Raw genomic sequence first — 12673 nt, 5'->3', positions numbered from 1 at the left:
CGCCGCCCCATGCCGTACCGGTCCCGCCCAGAGCGGCGGACGGACGGCACGCGAGCCCCGCCGCGCCGGGCGGCAAGGTTCGCGCGACGAAGCACTCACCGTCGCCCATCAACTCTCTGATCTGTGACGACTCATCTCTTGGAGAACACCGTGGGACAGCCGGTCCACTCTGCCGCGTACCTGGATCCGGAAGCGTCCGTGGAAGCGAGAACCGACGACTTGCTGTCCCGGATGACCCTGCCGGAGAAGGTCGGGCAGCTGCTGATGCTCGACGCACAACACGGGGACCTGGCGGACATCGTGTCGGCCAAGCTGGCCGGGGCAGTCCTGCATGTGTCTCCCGACCTCATGCCGCAGGCCATGGAACTGGCCCGGCGGACACGGCTCGGCATACCGCTGCTGACAGCCGACGACGGCATCCACGGCCACTCGTTCTGGCCGGGCGCGACCATCTTCCCGACCCAGCTGGCCATGGCCTGCACCTGGGACCCCTCCCTGCTCCACCGAGTCGCCCGAGCGGCCGCGACCGAAATCGCGGCGACCGGAATCCACGGGACGTTCTCCCCGGTGCTGTGCATCACCCGGGACCTGCGCTGGGGCCGGATCAACGAGACGTTCGGCGAGGACCCGTTCCTGATCGGTGAACTCGGGGCGGCCATGGTGCGCGGCTACCAGGGCGAGGGCCTCAGCGACCCGACAGCCGTGCTGGCGTACGCAAAGCACTTCGCGGGCTACTCCGAAACCCTGGGCGGGCGCGACGCCAGCGAAGCCGATCTCAGCCCGCGCAAGCTGCGCTCGTGGTTCCTGCCCCCCTTCGAGCAGGCGGTACGGGCCGGCTGCCGCGGCTTCATGCTCGGCTACCAGTCCATCGACGGTGTGCCCATCACCGCGCATCAGTGGCTGATCAACGACGTGCTCAAGGGCGAGTGGGGCTTCACCGGGACGCTGGTGACCGACTGGGACAACGTCGGCCGGATGGTCTACGACCAGCGGACCTGCGCCGACTACGCCGAGGCGGCGGCGGTCGCCGTCAACTCCGGGAACGACCTCATCATGGCCACACCGCAGTTCTTCGAGGGCGCCCAGGAGGCGGTCGCCCGCGGCCTGATTGAAGAGAAGCAGATCGATGACGCGGTACGGCGGGTTCTGCGGCTGAAGTTCGAGCTCGGACTTTTCGAGAACCCCCGCGCCCCCGACCCCGAGCGGCAGGCGCAGGTGATCGGCTGCCGCGCACACGCCGACCTCAACCTCGAAACCGCCCGACGCTCCCTGGTGTTGCTGCGCAACGAGGGGATCCTGCCCCTCGAGGGCGGGCTGACCTCGGACGGAACGGGGCGCGCCGTGAGCCGGGACAGGCCGCGGACGATCGCGGTCATCGGCCCCAACGCCGACAGCACGCAAGCCATGCTCGGCGACTGGGCGGGCGCCACCGGCCAGGTCCCGTGGATGCCCGAAGGACATCCACGCGAGTCGGTGGAGACGGTGCTCGATGGCCTTCGCGCCGTCGCACCGGCCGGCTGGACCATCACGTACGCCCGCGGAGCCGACATCGAAGGCCCCGCATCCAACTCCGAGTGGTCCCTCGGGCCCGACGGCCAACCGCAGCCATCCGTTTTCACCCCCGCCCCGGTCGACCAGGCACAGCTTCGGGAGGCCACCGCCGCCGCGGAGGCCGCCGACTACGCCGTCGTGGTCGTGGGGGACACCATTGCCCTCACCGGCGAGGTGCGCTCCACGGCCACGCTCGACCTCCAGGGAGGCCAGATCGCGCTGCTGGACGCGGTCGCCGCCACCGGCACACCGATGATCGTCGTACTGGCCCAGTCCAAGCCGAGCACCCTCCCGGAGTCGGCACTGAACGCGGCAGCCCTCATCGAGGCGTTCAACCCGGGCATGCGCGGTGGCCGCGCCGTCGCCGAAGTGCTTCTCGGACTCGTCGATCCCAGTGGCCGGCTCCCGGTCTCCTTCGCACGCCACGTCGGACAGCAACCGGTCTTCTACAACCAGGTGCGAGGCCAGCACGGGAGCCGCTATGCGGATCTCACACAGGACCCCCTGTTCGCGTTCGGCGAGGGCCTCACCTACACCACGGTCACCTACTCCGACCTGGTCGTGCACGACCAGGAGGTCCCCGCCGACGGCACCGTCGACGCCACGGTGCGGCTCACCAACATCGGCAGCCGCAGGGCCCTGGAAACGGTCCAGGCATACGTCAGCGACCTGACCACCAGCGTCACCTGGGCCGAGCAGGAGCTGAAGGGTTTCACCCAGGTTGAAATACCTCCCGGCGAAAGCCTGCACGTCCGCATCAGCATCCCTGCCTCCCAGTGCTCTCTCGTCACGGCCGACAACCGCCGAGTGGTCGAACCGGGTGAGTTCGCACTCCGCGTCGGCCCCAGCTCACGGCGGGAGCAGCAGCTGAGCGTGGAATTCCGCATCCGGACCTGAAGGCCGCACACAGGCTTGAAGACCACCGCCCCGTCGGCCCGCCGCCCCGCCAACCAGAGGGCCGGCGGGGCGGTCCCCTGTCATACCGAAAGGCACGCGTGTGTCCACCCCACCCCGCGATCCACACTTCCCCGTCGCTCACCTGCGCCCGCCCCGCAACTGGATCAACGACCCCAACGGGCTGGTCTTCCACGACGGCCACTACCACGTGTGCCACCAGTACAACCCGCACGGAGCGAACCACGCCAACATGCACTGGGGCCACTTCCGCAGCCCCGACCTGCTGACCTGGGAGCCGCTGCCGATCGCCCTGTCCCCGACCCCCGGTGGCCTGGACGCCGACGGCTGCTTCTCCGGTAACGCCGTCTCCGACGGCGAACGGCTGGTCGCCTTCTACTCCGCGCACCGCGAGGACCGCTCGTTCCAGCACCAGCCGGTCACCCTCGCCGTCTCCCGAGACAGCGGCCGGACGTTCAGCCCGAGTGGTGAATTGGTCATCCCCGAGCTGCCCGAGGGCTGCACCATGTACCGCGACCCGTACGTCTGGCAGGACGGCGACGGCTGGCGGATGCTGGTAGGCGCCGCCCTCGCGGACGGCCGCGCCGCCGCCCTCCTCTACGACTCACCCGACCTGGAGAACTGGGCCTACCGGGGGCCCTTCGCCACCCGCCATCCGGAGCCCATCGGTGGCACCGACCTGCTCACCGGGGAGGGCTGGGAATGCCCGCAATACCTCCCGGCAGCCGACGGACGCGGCGCCCTCCTCTTCAGCACCTGGACCGAACCCACCGGTCCGCAGAGCGTCGCGGCCCTGATCGGCGAAGAGCATGACGGCCACTTCAAGGCAGGCTCAGCGGTGCCCGTCGACCACGGCCCCGACTGCTACGCACCCGCCCTGCTGCGGGCACCGGGCGACCGGTGGCTGCTGTGGGGCTGGTCGTGGGAAGCCCGCGACGAAGCCTGGGCCGTCGCGGACGGATGGGCCGGGGTCCTCACCCTGCCCCGCGAGATCCACGTCCACGACGACGGCACACTGCGCCAGCAGCCCGCCACCGAACTGCTCGCCCTGCGCGGCCGACACACCATCACCGCCACAGGCGCGACGCACGGCTCGCAGCCGGTGGACCTCGGCACCGTGGGCCACGCCTTCGACCTGACGGCCCGTCTGGAGCCGACCGGAAACGCCGGCCTGCGGCTGCTCACCACCCCGGACGGCTCCGAGTACCTCGACATCCGTCTCGACGTAGACGCGGGCGAACTCGTCGTCGACCGTGACCACGCCTCACTGGACAGCCGGGCCCGCGGCGGTTCCCACCGGATGCCCTGCCCGCCAGACCGGCCCGTCGACCTGCGCGTCGTCGTCGACCACTCCATCGCCGAAATCTTCCTGATCACCACCGGCCAGGTCCTCACCCTGCGCTTCTACCCCACAGGGCGGAGCCCGTGGCGACTTCAGGCCCGCACCGCCCCGGGTGCGCGCCTCGGCTTCGCGGTCGACGCGTGGGAACTGCACCCGCTCGTGATCAAGGAGCCGAGCACCGGCGCCGCAGAGCCGGCGCCGGCGTCGCCGTAGAACCGACTCCAACCGGTCGATCCCCCACCTCGGCAATGTGTCCCACCCGCTCTCCCAAGTACTGAACAAGCAGGTCCGAAGGAGGATCTTCCATGAGGTCATACGGTCTCGGACGACGCCAGTTCCTGGCCACCGCCGTTGGTGTCGCTGCCGCCTGGCCCCAGGTTTCCGGGAACGCCATCGCCGCCCCGCAGCTGAAGCAAGCTTCACGTGACCATTCCGTCCGTGTGTGGCTGACGGACGTATCGGCCGACAAGTGGGTCGCCGGCCAGGACGATGTGCTGTTCAAGGCGAAGAGAGCGGCCAACCCGCTGACGATCAAGATCGACGACAGCGTCAAGTACCAGAAGGTCGAAGGCTTCGGCGCGGCCATGACCGACTCCTCCGCCTGGCTCATCGACAAGCTGTCCACCGCCGAGCGGACCAAGCTGATGAAGAAGCTGTTCGATCCCTCGAAGGGAATCGGCCTCAGCCTGCTCCGCTCTCCGATGGGCGCCACGGATTTCAACGCGTCCGGGAACTACTCCTACAACGACATGCCCGCGGGACAAACGGACCCCACGCTGTCCAAATTCTCCGTCCAGCATGACGTGCCGTACATCATTCCGGCCTTGCGACAGGCCCTCTCACTCAACCCGTCCATCAAGATCATGGCCAACCCGTGGAGCCCACCAGGCTGGATGAAGACCTCCGACTCCATGATCGGAGGCACCCTCAAGAGCGAGTACACCTCCGCGCTGGCCAACTACTTCGTCAAGTTCATCCAAGCCTATGGCGAAGCCGGCGTGCCCATCTCCTACATTTCCCCGCAGAACGAACCCATGGGTACTCCCACCTGGCCCGGAATGTTCCTGTCCGCATACCAGGAAGCCGAGTTGATCCAGGAGATAGGCAAGGCGTTCGAAGCCAACGGAATCTCCACGAAGATCCTGGCTTGGGACCACAACTGGGACGTGCCCTCGTATCCGGAGACGATTTTCAGCGACCCCGCAGCCTCCAAGTACACCGCGGGAACCGGGTGGCACATCTACAGCGGAAACCCGAACTACCAGACAGTGGTCCACAACGACTACCCGAGCAAGGAAACGTTCATCACGGAAGCCACCGGAGGCGTTTGGCAGGACAGCGACCAGACGGCGTTCAGCGAGGCACTGGGTACGTGGATCATCAACGGAACGCGCAACTGGGCGAACGGGGTGATGCTGTGGAACATCGCACTAGACCCCGCTAGGGGCCCGCTCAACAGCGACACGGCCGGCATACCCATGCTGCGGGGCTTGCTCACGATCGACCCGGCCGACGGGCGGGTGACCTACAACGTGGACTACCACGCCCTCGCTCACGCCAGCAGGTTCGTCAAGCCCGGAGCACGCCGGATCTACTCGAACACCTTCGGCGAAGGAAGCATAGAGAACGTCGCGTTCCAGAACCCGGACGGCTCGAAGGTCCTGATCGTCCACAACTCGGGCAGCGCCGCGAAAACCTTCAGCGTCGCGGACGGGACACACTCGTTCGACTACACCCTGAACGCCGGCGACGCCGTCACCTTCACGTACTCCGGGCCTGCGCAGAGCGGCCGTACCCCCGCAGCGACCAAGGTCTCGGACCCGACACACGACTTCACGTTCACGTCGGCATCCGGCCCGGTCACCGTCACGTACGATCCGGCACTGCTGCCCTACCAGAACGCCATCCGTACCGGAAACAAGCTGGTCACGTACTCCCTTCCGATCGGAGCTTCCGTCCAGACGACAGGAAGGGCGCTGAGCCGTAGCAAGTGGACCGCCACGGCTTCCGCGCAGCCGGACTGGGGGGTGGCCGCGAACGCGATCGACGGCGACATCAACACCAGGTGGAGTCTCGGGCACGGGACGACGAGCGGCGACTGGTTCCAGATCGACCTGGGGAACCCCACGAGCTTCAACAAAATCGTCCTCGACACCGGCGTGAACAATTCGTTCGACTACGTCACCAGGTACCAGATATACGTTTCGAACGACGGAGTCGATTGGGGCAGCGCGATTGCGAGCGGCAGCGGGGGCATCGGCAAGATAGCCGTCACGTTGCCGACCCGAACGGCACAGTACATTCGCATCGTCAGTACTGCGGCATCCGGTTTCTGGTGGGCCATCGGCGACATCGAGGTGTACGGGTCTGCGCGTGGAACGGGCTCGGTCACAGCTCCTACAGCAGTATCGAACGGCCTCCAGCTGAAGACCTGGACCAGCAAGGAAGGGTCGCAGGTAACCGTAGTATTCAACGGGACCACCGACAGCAAGAGTTTCAAGATATCCACCGACGGCTCGTACACCTATACGCTGCCAAGCGGCACCTCGGCGATGTTCACCACCAAGAAGCTGTCGAGCTTCCCATCGCCGGCCTTCAGCGAATTGAAGCCGGAACGAGGAATGCCGCGCTCCAAGTTCACGATTCGCGGTTCTGGTTTCGGCGATGCACAGGGGCTGGGTACGGTGTATTTCGGATCGAGCTATGCCGAAATAGACACCTGGTCGGACACGAGCATCAGCGCCTACGTTCCGAAGGGGCTTCCAGCGGGGAAGGTCACGGTTTCCGTGAAGGGGGCCAGCGGCGCAGACGCAGGTGGATCATCGTTCGACGTCATAGATCTTGGTCCTGCGCTGCCGCGGACAGGCTGGACCGCAAAGGCTTCGGACGCAAGCCAGTGGGATGCGCCCGGAAACATGCTCGACGGCAATTCCGACACCCGGTACAGCTCCGGAACAGGGCAGTACGACGGCCTCTGGATCCAAGTGGACATGGGGCAGACACAGACCTTCGACAAGATCGTGCTGGATGTCGGCGGCAGTGTCAGCGACTATGCGCGAAGCGCAGACGTATACGTATCCACGGATGGAACCGACTGGACCAAGGTCACGTCCGTAACGGACGGCCAACGAGTCCACCTGATTTCCTTCCCGACGCAGACAGCTCGCTACATCAAGGTCGTCAATACCGGCAATGTTGCCCGTAGCTGGTGGTCAGTCGCAGAATTCAACGTCTACAACTGACCTCGGGGCTTTCATGTGGGGCGGCCGCGTTGGCCTTGCCCCCGGCGTAGAGGAAGTGCCTCTTGTCGGCGGGAACAGGGAGTGCTGATGTCCTTGTGCCCGTGGACGAGGCACTTTCCGGGTGCCCGTGGCGACTTCAGGCCCGCAGCGCACCGAGTACGGGCATCGGCGACGCGATCGACGTCCGCGTGCCAGACCTCAACGGGCCCACGACGGGTTCGCCGGACCCACCGCGGCCGTGGTCGACGAACCCCATCATCGGGCGGTGCCCAAAGGTTCTCTTCCAGGTCGCGGTGGCATCCTGTTTTCGGAGTGCGCCAGGACGAGGACGCCATCCCGGCCCACGATCACCTGCCCGCGCGCAATCTGGCGCCGCTTCACCGGCCAACCGCCAGAGAAGTTCGCGACTTCAGCGCGGGCGGTGCGCAGCGCGGCCAGCACCCGCTGCCCGCGCCGACGCCAGCTTGCTAGTGCCGGATCAGGCAACGTTTGCCCTGTCGACGACGGCGCGTAGGCGCCGGTCGTCGGCATGGCGGTTTCGCCAGATGATGTAGCGGCGGATCATGCTGCCCTGTTCCTTGTGGTCGGCATGGTCAGTGCCGTCGAGGGTGAAGTAGCGCAAAGCCGTGAACTGGGCCTCGATGAGGTTGAGCCACGAGGAGTTCGTCGGGGTGGAGGCGATCTCGACGTTGTTCGCCGCCGCCCAGGTGCCGACCCGCTGGCACTTCTTCGTGGTCAGATGCGGGGAAAAGTTGTCGCAGACGATCGCTATGCGGACACCGGCTGGGTAGAGGGTGCGCAGGTAGCGGCAGAACCCCAGGAACTGGGTGCGTCGCTTGATGGGCTTGATGTGGCCGTAGAGCTTGTCCTTGGCCAGGTCCAGGGCGGCGAACAGGTGTCGCACCCCGCCGTAGCGGTTGTAGGTCGCCCGCCGCCGACGTGGTTCACGGTCGGGGTCCTTGTGCTTGCCGCCGCGTTCGGCCCACTGCCGGCCAGGGTGGGGCATCAGGTTGAGCGGCCCGAACCCGTCCAGACAGAAGACGACTTCGGGCTCGCTGTCCTCGGGTATGACCTCGCCGTCGGCGATGGCATACAGGTGCTCGACGCGGGCCTTCTTGGCCGCGTAGTCCGGGTCGCGGGAGGTCTTCCACTTCTTCAGGCGTTGAAAAGAGACGCCTTCCTCGCGGAGCAGGATGCGCAGGCCCTCGTGGCTGATGTCGTCGACCACCCCCTCGGCGACCAGGAAGTCCGCCAGCTTGGTCAGGCTCCAGGTCGAGAACGGCAGGTCGTGCTCGGTGGGCTTGGACTTGGCGATCTTCTTGATCTCGCGGCGCTCGGGCAGCGTGAACGTCTTCGGCCGGCCGCCGGAGTACTTCGGATACAGCGAGTCGAAACCGTCCGTGTTGAAGTTGTGGATCACGTCCCGGACCCGGTCGTCGCTGGTGAACGATACCTCGGCGATCCTCGCCACCGGCATGCCCTGCGCGGACAACAGCACCATCTGGGCCCGCCGCCAGGTCACCACCGACCCGGTGCCCCTGCGGATGATCCGCAGCAGCCGCCTGCCCTCGTCGTCATCGATCTCACGGACCTGTACACGTCCAGCCACGTGATCATTCTGGCCCGGCCCGCCGCGCAGGGAACCACCCACGCGGCGGACTGTCACGAGGCAAACATTGTCAGAGTGCGGGTTAGTTCGGCGTCGTACTGATCGGCGTCGAAGTGAAAAACCGGAGGGTGCGCCTCGTCAACGGGTACCTGCCAGTCGGACCACTCCACGATCCCACCGCGACGCTGCACGAACACAGACAGGTAGCCACAGCATCCGCCCGTGCACTCGGGCTCACCCAGTACTACTCGACGTCCCTCGCTGGTCGCCCAGAGTGGCCCCCGGCCCTCGGCCCTCAACGCCTCCTCGACAAACGGGCCGCGGCCTCCCTCTCCGATCGCCGCAGCCACCACTTCCTCGCCATCGATCCGGAAAGACAACTGGGCAGCCCATCGGGGTCCCGGTGGCAACACGCTGACCTCAAGCCGATTGAACACCCACGCACCCTACGTGAGTACTGGCCGACGCAGTTCCGTTCCTACGACTGGATGCGGGCGTCTGGCCGACTGCCAGTCGACGCCCGAAGAGGCGAACGTTGCCTGATGCGGCAGTAGCGGACGGTAGATCCGTCTCGAAGTCGGCCATCTGCCTTGGCCCGAGGGGCAGTTGTCAGAACGCAGCGGCTCGCCGTCGCCTCATTTGGAGGATTCGCGCTGCAACCATGGCTAAACGTGCCAAGGGTCACGTCCGGTACCTGACTTACAGCCGGATTACCCCAGTTCACGGACTTGAACAGAGCATGGCATCCCTCATAGACATTGGTCGGCGCGACAACCGACCACCGCCGCCCGGGCCCAAGGGGAACACACATGGGCCCGGGCGGCCAGAAGGGGAGCACACACTTTGTCTGGCTTATCGAGAAGAAGATGCATCCTGTCCAGAATCGCTGTCGCCACGGCGGCCGTCATGCTCCTCGGGAGCGGCAGCATCGCCGCCGCCGACAGCAGCGACGAAACCCTCGCGTGGGAATACTCTCCGGCCTCCCGCCCTGCGGCAGGCCCAGAGACTCTGACTGCGGCCAACGACCACCGACCCGAGTCCGGGAACAACTTCAAGGCTGCACCGGGCACCAAGGACGCGAACGGTGTGTGGCAGGTCAATCGCACCACCACGACCCTGTCCAACACCGTCACCGACGGCGACGGCGACACCGCGAACCTGACCTTCCAGGTCTACACCACCGACGCCAACGGCAACCCCAAGGACCAAGTCAAGCTCACCGACCCCGACACGGGTAAGCCCGCCGCCTACGGCGTCGTGGTGTCCAACTACGTCACCTCCGGCGGCACCGCGAAGGTCACCCTGCACTACGGCGACCTGAAGACGAACACCACCTACGCCTTCCGCACCTCCGCCTACGACGGCAGCCTGTACGAGACGGACTGGTCGGCGTGGGCGAAGTTCAGAACCCGCGGCCGTGCCGTAGACATCAAACTTCCGGAGCCGAACAAGAGCGCGCCGGCGGTGGACCTGGCCAAGTATCAGGAGCCGCAGGTCGGGACCCGTAACCGGCCCGAGGTCACCCGCGCCGCGAAGGACGCCGGCAAGGGCAGCGAGACCTGCACCGACCACGGCCAGAAGATCACCTGCATCGAAGTCGGGAAACCGTCCGACTTGAGCGCCAAGGAGAAGCAGGACGTCGCGAACAAGCTCCGTGCGGGCAGTGGTGATCTGGTGCCGTGGTGCGACGACACGGGCGTCTCGGGGGGCAAGGACTACCTCAAGCGGGACAGCGCCTGCCTGAAGTGGGCCACGCCGCTCGTGTTCAAGTACAAGTTCAAGGCACCGGACGGAAACATCTACAACCCGGCGGACGCGCACTTCGCCTCGGCCATCGAGATCAAGCTCGACCCGGTGTCCCGGAAGTTCACCCAGCGGTTCGCGCTGGTGCCGATGGATCCGTTCATCGTGGAGCACGGCACCATCGGCATGCCGGGACCGGTCACCATGACCCCGACGTTCAAGTGCTCCCCAGAGTGCACCACCGCCGCCCCCGTGTGGGATGGCTCTCCTACGTGGCAACCGAAGGGTGACATCCACGCCGCTTACGCCACCTTCAACCACGAGTGGACCGGAGGCACCGCCACCAAGATCACCAGCCTCCAGCTGGACTGGACCATCGCTGGGACCGTCAATGACGGCGCCGGGGAGATCGACAACGACCCCCAGTGGCTGGGCAACTCCACCCCGGACTTCGATATCCGCTGCGACGTCGTCGCCTCCAGCACCAGCCCCGGCTGCGTGTTCTCGGCCTATAAGCCGACTTGGGTGATGAACTTCGCCAAGACGCCAGCCGCCGTCGCGCACGCCTGGCTGATCCAGTCGAAGCTGCCCAACCACCCCGGCTCCAAGGCAGCGGGCAAGCCGATCAAGTACCTGCCTGCGTCCGTGCGGGATTCGAACCTGAACCGGAAGGTCATCTGCCCGGATGGCTGGGCCAAGACCTACGGCAACCCCGACACCACCCCGATCGACACGAGTGACACAGCCAGCTGCGATGAGTTCGCCTACGCCGCCTCCTACAACTCGGGCGGCATGCCCGCCTCCCTGGGCGGCATGAACGAGGTCGACACTGGCAACGAGTGCGTGCAGACCTACGTCTCCCGCATCGCGACGGGTAACTGGAGGCTGTACGACGACATCCGTACCGCTGCTCCGACGTGGAAGGAAGTCTGCGGACGCTCGTCGATGTCGAATTACCAGAACACCCAGTCGATGCAACCGTTCTCCGGAACGTTCTCCTCGGCATCGAAGTACCGTCTGCTGGACAAGGATGAGTACTGGGTGGCCTTCCCTGAGTTCGCGCACTGCGACGCATCCAAGGTGACGGTGTCGTGCACCGTTCCCAAGCCGTGACCGGCTGGTAGGGCACGACGCAGACTGGGGCGGGATGGCCGGACCTTCCCGCCCCAGTCGCACCCCCCCAAAAAAGCAGGAGAAGACATTGAGCGACGGCATCTCGTGGCTGACCGACGCCTGGCGCGGAGACGCCCCCATCTTGTTCGTCACCTTCGCACGCGGCATCAGCCCAGGCGACCTCGTTGTCCGGCTCGGCGCCCGGCCCGGTGAAGTCCTCGACCCGATCACCTTCGCCGAGGCCGAGCGGCTGACGTTCAACGACCGCGAATCAGCCCGCGTGGCCCGCTTCGGTGAATGCGCGGGCTGGTCATATGCGGTGGAGCAGGGCTGGCCCTCCAAGGCTTGGTGGGCTCACCCCGACGTCTCCGCAGGCGGGGTCGAAGTCTTGCACCTGACCCCGAAGCCGGACGACCCGCCCAAGGAGTGCTGGTACTACCGCGACGGCGAAACGGTCGGTCGCTTCGACATCGGTGACACCCCAGACGAGGGCATGGCTTTCCTGCTCCCGGCGTTCGAAGAAGCCGGACTCCTCGATGATGACGTGAGTGAGGAGTTCGACTCGTTGCATGCGACCCTGACCGCCTTGCAGCAGCACTTCGGGCTGTCACTGCCGCGTCAGGAAATCCTGAATGGCCAGCTGCCCGCAGCGGTGACAGCGACCGTGCCGCCAGAAAACCTGGGTGACTAACGAGCAGACCATGAGCAAGCGCCACAGAGTGCAGGTGAGTGCAAGCACGAGATCGCTTCCTGCCACCAGTCGAAGTGGGAAGCCACACCGAGCCCGCCGTCCATGGCTAGGACGACAACGCCTCCGCCGGTCTCACCTGACCGCAGATCAGCCCCAGTCAGACCCTTTGGCGCGGTCCCTACATCAAGGGGCCCGCCGGTTCGCCGCTGATGGCGGGGGAGAAGGCGTACTTGGTGGACTCGTAGCCCGGGCTAGTGCTGTGACGGGGAAGGTTCGCCGGGAAGGTATGTTCGTTCCATCCTGCGGTCGGGGCATTCGAAAGCCAGGTGTCCCGCAGGAGCCGGTGTGGCTGGTTGCTGCGGGACCACATGGCAGGGCCGATGCGTTCTCAGGTGGCGAGATGAAGGGGTTCGCCGGGTTTGATGGGACGAGGGGCACACTAGGTGACCCGTTCGAGACGAACTGGG

6 protein-coding genes are annotated in these 12673 nt (G+C 66.2%); 5 read left to right on the top strand and 1 reads right to left on the bottom strand.

Going from position 1 to position 12673, the window contains the following annotated elements; genetic code table 11:
* Positions 1-150: 150 nt before the first annotated feature.
* The 3 genes from ACIBNA_RS40895 (at position 151) to ACIBNA_RS40885 (ending at position 7050) form a co-directional block, all read left to right on the top strand.
* Positions 151-2448 (top strand): glycoside hydrolase family 3 N-terminal domain-containing protein, encoded by a 2298-nt coding sequence (locus ACIBNA_RS40895; RefSeq protein WP_399170427.1) that lies wholly within the window; start codon positions 151-153, stop codon positions 2446-2448.
* A 100-nt stretch (positions 2449-2548) separates the two neighbouring features.
* Positions 2549-4021, top strand: a complete 1473-nt coding sequence (locus ACIBNA_RS40890) for a glycoside hydrolase family 32 protein (RefSeq protein ID WP_399170390.1) — start codon at positions 2549-2551, stop codon at positions 4019-4021.
* Positions 4022-4113: 92 nt separating this feature from the next.
* Positions 4114-7050 (top strand): discoidin domain-containing protein, encoded by a 2937-nt coding sequence (locus ACIBNA_RS40885; RefSeq protein ID WP_399170389.1) that lies wholly within the window; start codon positions 4114-4116, stop codon positions 7048-7050.
* Between the two features lie 478 nt (positions 7051-7528).
* Here ACIBNA_RS40885 and ACIBNA_RS40880 read toward each other — a convergent pair whose 3' ends face one another.
* Complete coding sequence (locus ACIBNA_RS40880) at positions 7529-8659, bottom strand: IS630 family transposase (RefSeq protein ID WP_399170387.1); 1131 nt, start codon at positions 8657-8659, stop codon at positions 7529-7531.
* Between the two features lie 906 nt (positions 8660-9565).
* Between ACIBNA_RS40880 and ACIBNA_RS40875 the strand changes: the two genes are divergently transcribed.
* Together ACIBNA_RS40875 and ACIBNA_RS40870 are read left to right on the top strand one after the other, a co-directional pair.
* Positions 9566-11515: a hypothetical protein gene (locus ACIBNA_RS40875; protein WP_399170386.1), complete on the top strand. Its 1950-nt coding sequence runs from the start codon at positions 9566-9568 to the stop codon at positions 11513-11515.
* An 88-nt stretch (positions 11516-11603) separates the two neighbouring features.
* Positions 11604-12206: a hypothetical protein gene (locus ACIBNA_RS40870; protein ID WP_399170385.1), complete on the top strand. Its 603-nt coding sequence runs from the start codon at positions 11604-11606 to the stop codon at positions 12204-12206.
* The last annotated feature ends 467 nt before the right edge of the window (positions 12207-12673 follow it).

Origin of the sequence: Streptomyces sp. NPDC050164 (genome assembly GCF_044459945.1) — a bacterium.
Lineage (GTDB): Bacteria > Actinomycetota > Actinomycetes > Streptomycetales > Streptomycetaceae > Streptomyces > Streptomyces coeruleorubidus_A.
This window is presented reverse-complemented; position numbering and strand designations above follow the sequence as displayed.